The sequence below is a fragment of the Pseudosporangium ferrugineum genome (genome assembly GCF_003002065.1).
Lineage (GTDB): Bacteria > Actinomycetota > Actinomycetes > Mycobacteriales > Micromonosporaceae > Actinoplanes > Actinoplanes ferrugineus_A.
In genome coordinates, this window is the sequence record NZ_PVZG01000002.1 from 221,515 (window position 1) to 235,946 (window position 14,432).

Genomic DNA, 14,432 nt, shown 5'->3' on the forward strand with positions numbered 1-14,432 from the left:
CGGAGCCCACGTTGCCGGAGACCGGCAACGTGCTTCCGGCTACTCCTGATCGCGGAGGCTCAGCGAGTCGACGATGGACGTGCAGGCCAGCAACCAGGCGCGGCGGGTCGCCACCGCCACCGAGTCGAACTCGATCCGGCCGCCGGACCGGACGTACGGGTCGTACGGGATGACCGCGACGTCGCGCACGACGGCCCGGTAGCGTTCGACGATGTCGTCCAGGAGGGCGGGGTCGGTCCTCGGGTCGGCGCAGGACACCACGGCGACGGCGTTCGAGGCGAGGTCGCCGCGGCCGCTGCGCAGCAGGTGGTCGAGCATCCAGAGGCCGCTGTCCGCCACGTCCCGCTGGACCGTCGTGGGAACGACCAGGCAGTCGGCCAGGTCCGTGGCGGCCCGCCAGTTCGGTGCCCGGACGTTGTTGCCGGTGTCGATGACCAGCAGCCGGTAGTAGCGGCTCAGGGCCGTCCACAGCTTGCCGAACGCCGCGTCGTCGATGACGTCCATGCTGCCCGGGACGTCGTCGGAGGCGAGGACGTCGAAGCGGGCCCCCTGCGGGCGCAGGTACGCGGAGAGCCGCCCGACGCTGGCCGGCGTGGACAGGAACTGGTCGATGTCGCGGAGCAGATCGACCACCGTCCGGCGATGGGTGGCCTCCTCGGCGCGCATGCCCAGCGTGCCGCGGGTCTCGTTGTTGTCCCACGCCAGCGTGTAACCGCCCCGGTGGAAACCCAGCGTGGCCGCGGCGAGCAGGGCGGCCGGGGTCTTCGCCGCGCCGCCCTTCGGGTTGGCGACCACCACGGTCATGGTGCGGCTGAACGGGCGCAGCAGGCGCTTGCGGGCCGCGCGGTGCACCAGCTCCTCGCGCTTGGCGGGCAGGGTGAGGGCGCCGCCGGTGACCCGGTTGGCCCGGCCCCGCCACCCCCACTGCGCCGGCCGTTCCGGTGCTGTCGCCGCCGGAGTCGGAGCCGGTGCCGGGTCCGCGGGCTGCGACGCGGGTGCGGAGCTGGGCGCCTGCCACGCGGAGGTCTTGTCACTGTGCGCGTTCATGGAATCCCCTCGAGGGTCGGCGAACTCTGCGGTGCCGGGGACGGTGCGGACGGCGGGGCCACAGCGTCGCTCGGCGGACAGGGCGGGGGTCGGCCGATCCTCCGGGCCCGCACTGTACGTCACATCGCGGTCCCCGGTGAACCTGGCGGTCCCGCGTCCGTCGTACGTGGTGGGGGTCGGTCCGACGCACGGCGGTCGAAGGGGATGGTGGGACGACGGGAATGCCCAGGCGACGAAGGAAGAACGCGCGGACGGCCGCGGCGCTGACCTCGGCGGTGCTGGCCGCCGCCGTGCCCGCACCGGCCCGGGCCGCGCCCGCCGAGCCGCCGCCACTGCCGGGGCCCGGCAACGGGTGCGCCGGCCCGTCCCCGGTCGTGGCCGGTGACACCTCGTGGGCGTTCAAGCGGGTGGGCCCCACCGGCGTGTGGCCGCTGACCAGGGGCGCCGGCGTGACGGTGGCGGTCGTCGACACCGGCACCAGCCGGGCCGCCGCCGGCCTCTCCGGCGCGGTGGCCGCCGGCACCACCGTGGTGGGCCGGGGCCGGGGCGACAGCGACTGCGCCGGCCGGGGCTCCGCGCTGGCCGGGCTCGTCGCGGCCCGGCCGGTCAGCGGCAGCCTCTTCGCCGGCGTCGCGCCGGAGGCCCGGATCCTGCCGGTCCGCATCGTCGACGGAAAGGGCAAGGTGCCGCCGGGCGCGCTGGCCGCCGGGATCCGGGCCGCCGCCGGCGCCGGGGCCGGGGTCATCCTGATCGGGGTGGGCGTCCCGGCCCCGGACGACGCGCTCCGGTCGGCCGTCCGGTCGGCGGTGGCACGCGACGCGGTCGTGGTCGCCGCGGTGTCGGACCGCAACGCGCAGGAGGGCCGGCCGCCGGCGCCGTGGTATCCGGCGAGCGACCCGGAGGTTCTGGCGGTCGGCGGGCTGTCCGCGTCGGGCGCCCGCACGGAGAGGGTGGCAGAGGGGGCCGGGCTCGACCTGCTGGCGCCGGGGGAGCGGGCCTACACCGTGGGACCCCGGGGCGGCGGCAACTACACGGTGGGCGGGCCTGCGGTCGCGGCGGCGTACGTGGCCGGCGCGGCGGCGCTGGTGCGCGCGTACCACCCGGGGCTCGGCCAGGCGGAGGTGCGGCGGCGGCTGACCGCGACGTCCGAGCCCTCCGACGGCGGGGCGGGGGTGCTGGACATCTACGCGGCGGTCGCCGACGTGGCCGGGCCCGCCGTCGTGGTGCCGGGCGGCTCCGGGGGGGGGGAGCGTCGTGCTGCCCACGGCCGCGCCCCCCGCCCCGGCGAAGGTGATCGCCGGGGCGGTCGCCCTGGGCACGGCGGGCGCGGCGCTGGGGGCGTACCTGATCGCCCTGGCCGTCCGGAGCCGGCGCCGCCTGCGGCGTTCCTGACCGTCCCGGCTCAGGAACCGACCAGCTCGCTCGTGGGCCGCCAGGCGGTCTGGATCAGCTTGCCGCCCCGGCGGGTGCACAACAGCGCCCGCCCCGGCGGCAGCTGCCGCGGCCGCACGTTGCCCAGCAGCGGCCCCTCGTTCGGTGGGCAGGACAGCGCCAGGTCCGGCGTGTTCGTCTCCTGCATGCGGCGGATCAGCGGGTCCATCGACATCCGGACGACGTTCGCCGCCCCCCGGGTCACCACCATGTGGAAGCCGATGTCCGCGCCCTGCGCCAGGTACGGGACGAGCGGCAGCAGCGGCGAGTCGTGCCCGGCGAGCAGGTCGTAGTCGTCCACCAGCACGAACAACTGCGGCCCCTGCCACCAGTCACGCCGGCGCAGCTGCTCGGGCGTGACGTCCGGGCCGGGCATCCGCGGCTTCAGGCCGGCCGTCGCGTCGACGACCGTCTGCGCCGTGGAGTCCGCCGACACGGAATACCCCAGCCGGTATTCGGCGGGCACGCAGTCGAACAGCTGCCGCCGGTAGTCCACGAACATGATCCGCGCCTGCTCCGGCGTGTAGCGCGCCACCACCGACTGCGCGAGGTGCCGCAGCACGGCGGTCTTGCCGCTCTCGTCGTCGCCGAGGACGGTCAGGTGCGGCAGGTCGCCGAAGTCGTGCCAGACGGGCTGCATCCGTTCCTCGTCGAGCCCGATCGCCACCCGCACGTCGCCCTCCGGCTCCGGCAGGGAATCGGCCGGCAGGACGGCCGGCAGCGTGCGGACCCGGGGCGCCGGCTCGAAATCCCAGAAATCCCCGACCATGGACACCAGCGACCGTACGCCGTCGGCCACGCTCGCCGGATCGGTGTCCCCGTCGATGCGCGGCAGCGCCGCCAGGAAGTGCAGCTTGTCCGCCGTGAGGCCGCGGCCCGGCACCTGCGGCACGGTCGCCGCCAGGCGCAGGTCGACGGCGGAGTCGACGGGATCGCCCAGCCGCAGTTCCAGCCGGGTGCCGATCTGGTCGCGCATCCCGTGCTAGACCTCCGACCAGCGGCCGGCGGTGAGCAACAGGTGGACGCCGAAGTTCAGGCCCTGGGCGGCGATCTGGCGTACCGGGCCGTCCAGCGCCTCGAACTCGGAACGCAGGGTGAACCAGCCGTCCACGACGAGGAACACGTCACCGTACGGGTCGTCGGCGACCCGGCCGTCGGCGCGCATCCGGCGGTAGGTGGCCATGCTGTCGACGCCGAGCTCGGCGAAGCGGCGCTCCCGCTGGGCGATCAGGGCGGTCACCTCCGCCACCGTACGGGTGACCCGGTCGGCGTCCAGCCGGCCCGCGACGCTGCCCACGTGCGGCAGCCCGGCGACCGAGCTGAGCGCGCCGCCGCCGAAGTCGAGGCAGTAGAACTGCACCTCGCGCGGGCTGTGTGTGAGAGCCAGGCTGCAGATCAGCGTGCGCATGACGGTGCTCTTGCCGCTGCGCGGCCCGCCCGCGATGCCGACGTGCCCGCCGATCCCGGCGAGCTCCACCACCAGCAGGTCGCGGATCTGCTCGAACGGCCGGTCGATGAAGCCCAGCGGCGCCACCAGCTCGCCGTTGCCGGCCCACTCCGGCGCCGACAGGCCCAGCTCCGGATCCGGCGCCAGGGTGGGCAGCAACTGGTCGAGCGTGGGGGAGGCACCCAGCGGCGGCAGCCACACCTGGTGCGCGGGAGCGCCGCGCTCGGCGAGCTGGCCGGCCATCACGGACAGCACGTTGTCGCGCCCGGACGGGTCGGCGGCCTCCACCGCCTCGGCCACCGGCTCCGGCGCGGGCGGCTCGGGCCTGCGCAGCTCCACCGGCTCCAGCGTGTACGGCGCGATCTGCTGCTGCACGACCTCCTGCGGCGCCCGCTCCTTGGCGGGGCGGTGTGCGCCGGACACGTACGCGGCCCGGAACCGGATCAGCGTCGACACGTCGGTCCGCAGGTAGCCGTTGCCCGGCGTGGGCGGCAGCTCGTACGCGTCCGGCACGCCGATCACCGACCGGGACTCCATCGCCGAGAACGTCCGCAGCCCGATCCGGTACGACAGGTGCGACTCCAGCTGGCCGATCCGCCCGTCGTCGACGCGCTGGCTGGCCAGCAGCAGGTGCACGGCCAGCGAGCGGCCCAGCCGCCCGATCATCACGAAGAGGTCGATGAAGTCGCGGTGCGCGGCCAGCAGCTCGCTGAACTCGTCGACGACGATGAACAGCGTGGGCAGCGGATCCAGCGGGGTGCCCTGGGCGCGGGCCCGCTCGTACTCCAGGGCGGAGCTGTAGCCGCCGGCCGCCCGCAGCAGCTCCTGCCGGCGGATCAGCTCCCCGTGCAGGGCGTCCTGCATCCGAGCGACCAGCGCCGCCTCGTCCGCGAGGTTGGTGATCACCGCGGAGGTGTGCGGGAGGCGGTCCAGGCCGAGGAACGTCGCGCCGCCCTTGAAGTCGACGAGCACGAAGTTCAGCGTGTCCGACGGGTGCGTGGTGGCGAGCGCGAGCACCAGCGTCCGCAGCAGCTCGGACTTACCCGAGCCGGTGGCACCGATGAGCATGCCGTGCGGGCCCATGCCGCCCAGCGCCGACTCCTTGATGTCCAGCTCGACCGGCGTGCCGTCGGCGTCGACGCCGATCGGCACCCGCAGCCGCTCCGCGTCCGGCCGCGGCGCCCAGAGCCGCGCCACGTCCAGCCGGCTGACGTCCGCGATGCCCAGCAGCGCCCCGAGGTCGAAGCTCATCTTCAACGAGTCCTCCGTGGCCTCGCTGACCACCCCGAGCCGGTACGGCGACAGCAGCCGCGCCACCGCGCGGGCGGCGGCCACCCCCAGCCGGTCGGGACGCGCGGACCGGGTCCGCACCTCGCCACCCACCCGGTCGCGGCGGACCATGAACAGGTCGTCGTCCTCGACGTGGAAGGTGAGCACGCCCTTGCCGGCCGCCGGGGTGTCGTCGTCCAGGTCGATCAGCACCGCGTTGCGATAGCCGGCCGAGGCCAGCCGCGAGGCGTTGCCCATCCGGCCGCCGTCGCGGATCACCAGTACGAACGGCTCGTCGCGGCTCGGCGGGGTGCCCTGCTCGTACCGGGGACGCTCCACGAAGGACTCGCCGAGGAGCCGTTCCAGCGCCTCCACCGAGTCGGCGGCCAGGCGTACGGGCCCGGCGCCGTCCTGGTCGGTGAGGTGCTGGGCGTGCGGGAGCCACTTGACCCACTGCCACGCCGCGGTCCCGGATTCGTCGGCGCAGAGGGCCACCCGTACCTCTTCCGGCGCGTGCAGGGCCGCGAGCTGCATCAGCAGCGAGCGGACGAAGGCCCGGTTCCCCTCCCGGTCCGGACCGCCGACCCGGATCTGGGCGAAGCCGCGGAGGAACAACGCGACCGGCTGGTCCGCGATGGTGGTGTATGCGTGGATGAACCGGCGCAACGACTTCGCCGACGCGGGGACGGGGGCGTTCACGGCCGCGATCCGGCACCGGCTCGCCGGTCGCGGGCGGCACCTCGCCGTCGAGATCAACCCGCGGTTCGCCGGGCTGCTGGCCGAGCGGCACCCGGGCGTCGACGTGGCCGTGGCCGACGCCCGCGACCTCGGCGACGTGCTGGCGGCGCGGGGCCACCCGCGGGCGGACGTGATCGTGAGCGGCCTGCCCTGGGCGGCGTTCGGCGGCGACCGCCAGGACGCGCTCCTGGGGCGGGGTCCCCACTGATGCATACGTACCGGAGGGGCCCGTGTTCACACCGTAGATCTGAAGGTTGCGGCGGGGGCTGCGTTGAGCAGGAATGTGCGAGTCCTACCGCAGATCGACGACCTGCCGCCGCAGCTGGCCAACAACCGCAGCCACTGGCAGAGCTGGGGCACCGTGGAGGGTGCCGCCGGCTCCCTGACCGTTCACCGCAGCGGCCTGCCGCACCCCATGCTCAACGGGGTGACGCGGGTGCACGGCGCGAACCTCCCGGCGGCGTACGACGAGGCCCGCCGGCACCTGGCGGGCGTGCCGTCGCTCTGGTGGGTCGGCGCGGACAGCGACCCGGGCACGGCCGGCTTCCTGACCACCAAGGCGGTCGAGGTCGCCTCGTTCCCGGTGATGGCGTTCGCACTCGACCGCCTCCCCGAGGTGGCGGCGCCGTCGCGTTTCCGGGTCACCGAGGTCGCCGACGCCGCGGACGTGGCGGCCTTCGTCGACACGTACGCCCGCCCCATGGGTGTCCTGCCCTCCTCGGTCCTCGCCGTCACCGCGGCCGAGGTCGAGCGCGGCAACCGCTTCGACGGGCTGGCCCGCTTCCTCGGCTGGCTCGACGACCGCCCGATCGCCACCGCCGAACTCTGGATCAGCGACGGCGTCGCCGGCCTCTACACGGTCAGCGTCGACGGCGCCCACCGCCGTCGCGGCTTCGGCGCCGCCGTCACCGTCGCGGCCCTGCGCGCCGCCCGCGCGCGGGGCGTGCGCGTCGGCACCCTCCAGGCCGGCGGCGGCGAACGGCTCTACCGCCGGATGGGATTCCGTACGGTCGGCCGGTACCGCGTCTTCAGCCTGTGACCGCGGTCCCGCTCAGCCGGCGAGCAGGTCACGCCGCCGCGCCGGGCATGACGGCGCGGTGCCACGCCGCCGTCAGCGTCCGGGCCGGCAGCGGGGCGGACCGACCCTCCCGCGACCGGAATCGCTGCGATCGGCCCTCCGGCGCCGATACGCTCCGGCAGGTAAGGCAGGCTCTCCACATTGATCGACGAAAGGGGTCCGTCGTGGCCTCAGCACGGACAACCACCAGCAGATCCCCGGCCGGGCTGATCCGGCTCTCCGGCATCCTCCTCGTCGTCGCGGGCGCGGTCATGCTGATCGGCGGGGCGGTCACCTGGTTCACCGTCTCCGGCCAGCTCGCGGACGAGAAGATCACGGTCTCGGCGGACGCCGACAGCTTTGCCGGCGAGAAGATCGACGGACCGTTCACCGCGTACGCCGAGGCGCAGGTCATCGAGAAGCATGCGCTCGCGGCCAGCGGCGGCAAGACCTACGCCGAGCTCCCCAAGGACGACCCGAAGCGGGAGGTCGTGATGACCGGCTCGTTCCTCCGGTCGTCGCTGTTCACCTCGGTCGTGTCCTTCGGGGTGGCCGCCATGGCCATGGGCCTCGGCGTGCTCGTCGCGATTATCGGGTACGCGCTGCTCCAGCTCGCCCGGTATCTCCCGGCGCCGCCGGTGGCCGGGACCGCCGCGGACTGACCCGCCGGGCCGGAGCCTGCGCGACCGCCGGGCTCCGGCCCCTCCGGCAACCTTTTCGCTCCGTGGCCGGGCCGAGGCTGCACCTGCCGCCCCGGAAGCTCGTCTGGACATCAACCGTCCGGACGAGGGAGCGACCACGATGCGCCAGGATCACCGTGCCGACCAGCGAATACGCACCGGGGCCAGGCGGTTCCTCGGCGCGGCCTGCATCGCGGTGCTCGCCGCCGTCCTGACGACCACCGGTACGGCCGCCCCGGCCTCGGCCGCGGTGCCCGCCGCCGCGCAGAAGTGGTCGTCGCTGATGTGGCACAGCCTGACCCCGACCCCGCAGTACGTGGCCCTCCGCAAGAAGCTCGCCGACCAGCGGTCCTCCCTGTCGACCCGGTCCGCCCGCATCACCCAGGCCCGCGCCACGCACGGCGCCGCGCAGACCAGCCTGACCACCGCCGTCGCGGCCGACGCCGCCACCCGCACCAGCCTCGCGCTCGCGACCGAGGCGCTGACCACCGCGCGGAACAAGCTGACCCTGGTGTCGCGGGAGCGGCCCCGCAGCGGCACCGCCGTCACCGCGGCGAAGAACGCCGTCGCCGCCGCCGCGACGACCGTCACCGCCCGGCGGGCCGAGGCTCGTACCACCGCCGCCGCGCTGAAGACGGCGCAGGCCGCGTCCGGGGCCGCCACCACCGGCCTGGACCGGGCCGTCGAGGCCTGGCGGACCATGTACGCCGCCATCAAGATCAATCAGCAGCGGCTCATCGCCCTCGACAAGTCCGCTCAGTACGCGAGCCAGGCCGCCGCGCTCAGCCGCACGGTCGTGACCGAGGTCCGGGCCTCCTTCAAGGTCGCCGACACCACCTCCGTCAACGGCATCACCGTGCACAGGAGCGTCGCCTTCAGTTTCCGGCGGATGCTCGCCGACGCGAAGGCCGACGGGGTCGTCCTGTCCGGCGGCGGGTTCCGCACCCGGCAGCGGCAGATCGAGCTGCGGAAGATCAACGGCTGCCCCGACGTCTGGACCGCGCCGGCGTCCTCGTGCCGGGTGCCGACCGCGATCCCCGGCCGCTCCCTGCACGAGCTCGGCCTGGCCGTCGACGTGACCGCGGACGGCCGTACGCTCGGCGCCGACAGCCCCGGCTTCCGCTGGCTGGCCGCCAACGCCGCCACGTACGGGTTCGTGAACCTGCCGTCCGAGCCGTGGCACTGGTCGATCACCGGCGGCTGACCGGGGGCGTCACGAGCCGCGGCGGCGCAGCCCCGGCCGGGTGAGCGCGGGCGGCACGTACGAGACGTCGAGCGGGCCCAGGTCCACGCCGGGCGGCACCACCTCGTCGATCCGGTCGAGGACGTCGTCGCCCAGCGTGGCCCCGCCGGCCGCGAGCAGGTCGTCGAGCTGGGCGAGGGTGCGCGGCCCGATGATCGCCGAGCTCACCGCGGGATGGCTCACCGCGAAGCCGAGGGCCAGGTGGGTCAGCGACAGCCCGGCCTCCTCGGCGACCGGGACGAGCCGTTCCACGGCCTCGTGCTTGCGCCCGTCGGTCATGTGCCGGGGCACCCAGTGCATCCGGCCCGCCGCGACCGGCTCGCCGCCGCGCCGGAAACGGCCGGTGAGCAGGCCCATCGCCAGCGGGCTCCAGACCAGGGTGCCGAGGCCGTACCGCTCGCAGACCGGCAGCACCTCGCGCTCGATGCCCCGGTTGAGGATCGAGTACGGCGGCTGCTCGGTCCGGAACCGGGCCAGCCCGCGCCGCTCGGCGACCCACTGGGCCTCGACGATCCCGGCGGCCGGCAGGCTGGAGTGGCCGATCGCGCGCACCTTGCCGGCCCGCACGAGGTCGGTCAGGGCGGCGAGGGTCTCCTCGACGTCGGTGTCCGGGTCGGGGTGGTGCACCTGGTAGAGGTCGACGTGCTCGACGCCGAGTCGCCGCAGCGAGTCCTCCAGCGCGGTGACGATCCAGCGGCGGGAGCTGCCGCGGCGGTTCGGGTCGTCGCCCATCGGGCCGTTGACCTTGGTGGCGAGCACCACGTCGTCGCGCCGGCCGCGCAGGGCGCGCCCGACGATGCGTTCGGTCTCGCCGTCGCCGCCGTACACGTCGGCGGTGTCGATGACGTTGATCCCCGCGTCCAGGGCCCGGTGGATGATCCGGGCGCAGTCGTCGGGATCCGCGTTGCCGTAGGGGCCGAACATCATGGTGCCCAGCGAGTACGGGGTGACCTGGATGCCGGTCCGGCCCAGGGGGCGCGTACGCATGCGGGGTCCTCTCGGGTGAAGGGGTCGACGGCCGAAGATTCGCAGGGCCAGGTGCCAGGATGTGTCACCTACCCGGGGCAGAATCGACGGCATGCCGAAAACCTCCGCCCGGCTCCTGGCCCTGTTGTCGCTGTTGCAGACGCGCCGCGACTGGCCCGGAACGGTGCTGGCCGACCGCCTCGACATCAGCCTGCGGACGGTGCGCCGCGACGTCGACCGGCTGCGTGAGCTGGGCTACCCGATCGCCGCCGCGAAGGGGCCGGACGGCGGTTACCGGCTCCGCGCGGGCACCGAGCTGCCGCCCCTGCTGTTCGACGACGAGCAGGCGGTCGCCCTCACCATCGCCCTCCAGCTCGCCGCGAGCACCCCCGGCACCGGCATCGCCGAACCGGCCGAGCGGGCGCTGACCACCGTCCGGCAGGTGCTGCCGTCCCGGCTGCGGCACCGCATCGAGGCCCTGCGGGTCACCGCCGTCGAACGGCCCGCCACCCGGCCGGCCGCGCCCGTCGACGGCGCCCTGCTCCTGACCGTCAGCGCGGCGGTCCACGCCCGCGAGGTCCTGCGCTTCGACTACGGGCCGGAGCACGGCGACCGGCCCCCGCGCCGCGCCGAGCCGCACCACGTCGTCACGTGGGACGGCCGCTGGTATCTCGTCGCGTGGGACCTCGACCGCGAGGCGTGGCGCACCTTCCGCGTCGACCGGATCCGGCCGCGTACGCCGAACGGCCCCCGCTTCACCCCGCGCGAGGTGCCCGGTGGCGACGTCGCCGGGTACGTGGTCGGCACGTTCCGCGGCTCGGACGACGGGCAGTGGCCCTGCCGGGGCACGGTGATCCTCGGCCTGCCCGCCGCCACCGTGGCGCTCTACACCCGCGACGGCGTCGTCGAGGAGCTCGCCCCGGACCGCTGCCGCCTCACCCTCGGCTCCTGGTCCTGGCCCGCCCTGGCCGCCGCGATCGGCCGCTACGACGCCGACATCGAGGTCGAGGGCCCCGCGGAGCTGACCGGGGCCTTCGCCCACCTCGCCCGGCGCTTCGCCCGGACCGCCGCGGGCCCGGCCGGAAAAAACTCCTGAGAATTTTCCGGGGAGGTGTCGATCGGCGCGGGACCCGTTCGTAGCCCTGGTGAGAAGCCACCATGTCATCGACGGACCATCGGAGGACGAAATGAAGCAGTACCTGCTCGCCGTACACATGGTCGAGGGCGCGCCCATCCCCTCGCCGGAAGTGACCGAGAAGATGTACGCCCAGGTCGACAAGATCAACCAGGAGATCCAGGCGGCCGGCGCCTGGGTGTTCGCCGGCGGCCTGATGCCGGCGGACAGTGCGACCGTCGTCCGGTCCGACAACGGCCGGACGACGATGACCGACGGGCCGTTCGCCGAGACGAAGGAACAGCTCGGCGGGTTCTGGGTGCTGCGCTGCGAGGACCTCGACGCGGCCCTCGCCTGGGCCGCCAGGTGCTCGGAGGCGTGCCTGGGCCCGGTCGAGGTGCGTCCGTTCCAGGACGAGCCCGAGGCCTGACGGGACCGGCACACCGTGGATCTGGACCGCGTCTACCGGGCGGAGTACGGCCGCTGCGTGGCCACCCTCACCCGCCTCCTCGGCGACCTCGGTCTCGCCGAGGAGGCGGTCCAGGACGCCTTCGCGACGGCCCTGGAGAAGTGGGAGACCCCGCCGCCCAACCCGGGCGCCTGGATCGTCACGACCGCCCGCCACCGCGCGATCGACCGGCTCCGCCGCGAGTCGACGCGCGAGGCGCGGCATGCGCAGGCGTTGCTGCTGCACCAGCGGGACGAGCCACGGGAGGAGGCGGGACCGGTGCGCGACGACCAGCTACGGCTCATCTTCACTTGCTGCCACCCGGCGCTGGCGCCGGACGCGCGGACCGCGCTGACGTTGCGGCTGCTGGGCGGGCTCGAGGTCGCGGAGATCGCCCGCGCGTACCTCGTACCCGAGGCGACGGTCGCGCAGCGGATCGTGCGCGCCAAGAAGAAGATCCGCGACGCGGCCATTCCCTACCGGGTGCCCGCGGCCGACGAGCTCCCGGACCGGCTGCCGCCGGTGCTGACCGTGCTGTACCTCATGTTCAACGAGGGCTACGCGGCCACCACCGGCCCGCTGATCAGGACGGATCTGTGCGCCGAGGCGATCCGGCTCGCCCGCGAGCTCGCCGCCCTGATGCCGGACGAACCCGAGGTTCTCGGGTTGCTCGCCCTGCTGCTGCTCACCGAGGCGCGCCGGCCGGCCCGGCTGGGCCCGGGCGGTGAGCTGGTGCGGCTGCCCGACCAGGACCGGACACTGTGGAACCGTACGCTCATCGCCGAGGGTCACGCCCTCGTCCGCCGGTGCCTGCGGCGGGGACGGCCGGGCCCGTACCAGATCCAGGCCGCGATCAACGCCGTGCACACCGACGGCCCGGCCACCGACTGGCGCCAGGTCCTGGCGCTGTACGACCAGCTCCAGGCGCTGGCGCCCACCCCGATCGTGGCGCTGAACCGCGCGGTCGCCGTGGCCGAGGTGCACGGCCCCGCGGTCGCCCTGGCCACCCTCGAGGACGTCCGGCTGCCGGGCTACCACCTGCTCCCGGCCACCCGCGCCGACCTGCTGGCCCGCCTCGGCCGCAACACCGAGGCCGCGGCCGAGTACGACCGCGCGGCAGCCCTGGCCGCCAACGAGACGGAACGCGCGTTCCTCCGGGACCGCCGGGCGGCACTCTAGGCGCTCAGCCCCGCACCGCCGCCGACCACGAGGTTCTCGCCGGTGACGTAGGCGGCCCCGGGCGAACCGAGGAACGCGACCACCTCGGCGACCTCCTCGGCGGTCCCGAGCCGGCCGAACGGGACCCGCGCCGCCATCTGCTCCTGCGCCTCGGCCGGCACGCCGAGCTTCGCCAGGAGGCCGGTGGCGATCGCGCCCGGGCTGACCGCGTTGACGCGGATCCGGCGCGGGGCGAGTTCCAGGGCCAGCGACGGTACGAGCGCCAGCAGCGCACCCCGGCTCGCGGCCGCCGCCGACCCCGCCACGATGCCCCGGGTGGCGCCGATGCCCACGGTGAACACGACACTCGCGCCGTCGTTGAGCAGCGGGAGGGCCTTCTGCAGGGTGAAGAACTGGCCCTTGAAGTTCACCGCGATCAACTCGTCGAACGTGGCCTCGTCGTACTCGCCGACGGGTCGCGCCCGCATGATGCCGGCGTTGAGGAAGAGCAGGTCCAGCGAGCCGAACCGGTCCCGGACCTCCGCCACGATCCGGTCGGTGCCGGCGAGGGAACGGGCGTCGGCGTGCCGCACGAGCACGTCGTCCGGCAGCTTGCGCCGGGCCTCGCCGACCGATTCCGGGGTGCTGCCGGTGACCGCGACCCGATAGCCGCCGCGATGCAGGAGGGCCGCCGTGGCCAGGCCGATTCCGCTGGTGCCGCCCGTGATGAGGGCCGTCCGTGAGGTCATGCGTCCACGCTAGGCAGGCCGCCGGGGGCACGTCCAAGGCCCGTTTCTCATCGCGTGATGCCCGACGGGCATCGCGGTACCGTGGACCGATGGACGTCGATCTGCGCCTGGTCCGGTACTTCACCGTCGTCGCCGAGCACGGCAACGTCCACCGCGCGGCCACCGCGCTGCGGATCGCCCAGCCGTCGCTGAGCCGCCAGATCCAGCGCCTCGAGGCGGGCCTCGGCGTCCGGCTGTTCGACCGCACCAACCGGGGCAGCCGCCTCACCGCGGCGGGCGAGGCGTACCTGGCCGAGGCCCGGGGGCTGCTGCGGGCGGCCGAACGGGCCCGCAACCGGGCGCGGGCCGCCGCGGATCCCGGCACCCTGGTGATCGGGTACACCGGCAACCTGCCGGTGACCGCCGCCGTGCGCGAGCTGCGCCTGCGGTATCCCCGCGCCACCGTGCACACCCGGCACCTGCTCTGCGCGGACGTCCGGCCGGCCCTGCTCGACCGCCGGGTCGGCGCGGTCCTGGCCCGGCTGCCGTTCCCCTCGGCGGGCCTCGACCTCGGCGTGCTCTACGAACACCCCCGGGTCCTGGTGATGCCGGCGGACCACCGGCTGGCCGGCCGGGACGCGGTCACCCTGGCCGACTTCGCCGACGTCCCGCTCGTCCGGTACGCCGATCCCGCCCTCGACGCCTACTGGCGTGTCGACCCGCGCCCGGACGGCGCACCCGCGCCGGACGGCCCGCTCGCCCTGACCGTGGAGGACAAACTGGAGCTGGTCGCGACCGGCGACGCGCTGACCCTGGCGCCCGCCGACGAGCGCCCCGACACCCTGCGGAGCGACCTGACCGCCGTGCCGGTGCGCGACCTCCCGCCGAGCACGGTCGTGCTCGCCACCCGCGCGGGCACCACCGACCCGATGATCGACGACCTCCGGACGGTCCTCACCCCCCGATGAGGCGCCGTCGCGGCCGTGGACCTTCGGGTGGTCGCCCGGGCCGCCGGCCGATCGCGACGAGACCTCGCCGGGGTGCTGCGCGGCCCCCGTGTTCCGCAAAGCACTTGACCTGGACCTTTGTGCAGGTTTTAGGTTCGC

The 14,432-nt window shown here is 74.8% G+C and carries 13 protein-coding genes and 2 pseudogenes; 9 read left to right on the forward strand and 6 right to left on the reverse strand.

The annotated features are described in order from the left end of the window. Window positions 1-39: 39 nt before the first annotated feature. Window positions 40-1,047: a MinD/ParA family ATP-binding protein gene (locus CLV70_RS05255; RefSeq protein WP_245908036.1), complete on the reverse strand. Its 1,008-nt coding sequence runs from the start codon at window positions 1,045-1,047 to the stop codon at window positions 40-42. 221 nt (window positions 1,048-1,268) lie between these two features. On the opposite strand from CLV70_RS05255, the pseudogene CLV70_RS40810 reads away from it, so the two are divergent. Continuing rightward, window positions 1,269-2,213, forward strand: a pseudogene (locus CLV70_RS40810) (S8 family serine peptidase); the annotation flags it as partial. Between the two features lie 236 nt (window positions 2,214-2,449). Here the strand turns inward: CLV70_RS40810 and eccCb are convergent. The 3 genes and pseudogenes from eccCb to eccCa all read right to left on the reverse strand — a co-directional run. Next, the gene (gene eccCb, locus CLV70_RS40815) at window positions 2,450-3,454 is read right to left on the reverse strand and encodes a type VII secretion protein EccCb (protein ID WP_245908037.1); all 1,005 of its coding nucleotides are present in this window, start codon (window positions 3,452-3,454) and stop codon (window positions 2,450-2,452) included. 6 nt (window positions 3,455-3,460) lie between these two features. Further along, a complete protein-coding gene (locus CLV70_RS42070; RefSeq protein WP_425440120.1) occupies window positions 3,461-4,012 on the reverse strand; it encodes an FtsK/SpoIIIE domain-containing protein in 552 nt (183 codons plus the stop codon). Between the two features lie 78 nt (window positions 4,013-4,090). Further along, window positions 4,091-5,893: pseudogene (gene eccCa / locus CLV70_RS40300) on the reverse strand (type VII secretion protein EccCa); the annotation flags it as partial. Here eccCa and CLV70_RS40305 point away from each other — a divergent pair. The 4 genes from CLV70_RS40305 (at window position 5,847) to CLV70_RS05280 (ending at window position 8,873) form a co-directional block, all read left to right on the forward strand. Beyond that, window positions 5,847-6,140 carry a hypothetical protein gene (locus tag CLV70_RS40305; protein WP_211303638.1) on the forward strand — a complete coding sequence of 98 codons (294 nt, stop codon included), beginning with the start codon at window positions 5,847-5,849 and terminating at the stop codon, window positions 6,138-6,140. The pseudogene eccCa and the gene CLV70_RS40305 sit on opposite strands and share 47 nt — an antisense overlap. Window positions 6,141-6,215: 75 nt before the next feature. Further along, window positions 6,216-6,971, forward strand: a complete 756-nt coding sequence (locus CLV70_RS05270; protein WP_211303639.1) for a GNAT family N-acetyltransferase — start codon at window positions 6,216-6,218, stop codon at window positions 6,969-6,971. A 203-nt stretch (window positions 6,972-7,174) separates the two neighbouring features. Further along, window positions 7,175-7,651: an aromatic ring-opening dioxygenase LigA gene (locus tag CLV70_RS05275; RefSeq protein ID WP_106125223.1), complete on the forward strand. Its 477-nt coding sequence runs from the start codon at window positions 7,175-7,177 to the stop codon at window positions 7,649-7,651. Between the two features lie 139 nt (window positions 7,652-7,790). After that, a complete protein-coding gene (locus CLV70_RS05280) occupies window positions 7,791-8,873 on the forward strand; it encodes a M15 family metallopeptidase (RefSeq protein ID WP_106125224.1) in 1,083 nt (360 codons plus the stop codon). A 9-nt stretch (window positions 8,874-8,882) separates the two neighbouring features. Here CLV70_RS05280 and CLV70_RS05285 read toward each other — a convergent pair whose 3' ends face one another. After that, window positions 8,883-9,899 carry an aldo/keto reductase gene (locus tag CLV70_RS05285; RefSeq protein WP_106125225.1) on the reverse strand — a complete coding sequence of 339 codons (1,017 nt, stop codon included), beginning with the start codon at window positions 9,897-9,899 and terminating at the stop codon, window positions 8,883-8,885. A 91-nt stretch (window positions 9,900-9,990) separates the two neighbouring features. Between CLV70_RS05285 and CLV70_RS05290 the strand changes: the two genes are divergently transcribed. The 3 genes from CLV70_RS05290 to CLV70_RS05300 all read left to right on the forward strand — a co-directional run bounded on the left by CLV70_RS05290 (window position 9,991) and on the right by CLV70_RS05300 (window position 12,619). After that, the gene (locus CLV70_RS05290) at window positions 9,991-10,974 is read left to right on the forward strand and encodes a helix-turn-helix transcriptional regulator (RefSeq protein WP_211303640.1); all 984 of its coding nucleotides are present in this window, start codon (window positions 9,991-9,993) and stop codon (window positions 10,972-10,974) included. Between the two features lie 91 nt (window positions 10,975-11,065). After that, on the forward strand, window positions 11,066-11,422 hold the full coding sequence (locus CLV70_RS05295) for a YciI family protein (protein WP_106125226.1): 357 nt from the start codon (window positions 11,066-11,068) through the stop codon (window positions 11,420-11,422). 15 nt (window positions 11,423-11,437) lie between these two features. Further along, on the forward strand, window positions 11,438-12,619 hold the full coding sequence (locus CLV70_RS05300; RefSeq protein ID WP_106125227.1) for an RNA polymerase sigma factor: 1,182 nt from the start codon (window positions 11,438-11,440) through the stop codon (window positions 12,617-12,619). Here the strand turns inward: CLV70_RS05300 and CLV70_RS05305 are convergent. Next, window positions 12,616-13,347, reverse strand: a complete 732-nt coding sequence (locus CLV70_RS05305) for an SDR family oxidoreductase (RefSeq protein WP_106125228.1) — start codon at window positions 13,345-13,347, stop codon at window positions 12,616-12,618. The genes CLV70_RS05300 and CLV70_RS05305 overlap by 4 nt on opposite strands. A gap of 89 nt (window positions 13,348-13,436) precedes the next feature. Here CLV70_RS05305 and CLV70_RS05310 point away from each other — a divergent pair, with 89 nt between their 5' ends. Then, window positions 13,437-14,294 (forward strand): LysR family transcriptional regulator, encoded by an 858-nt coding sequence (locus CLV70_RS05310; RefSeq protein ID WP_106125229.1) that lies wholly within the window; start codon window positions 13,437-13,439, stop codon window positions 14,292-14,294. Window positions 14,295-14,432 lie beyond the last annotated feature (138 nt).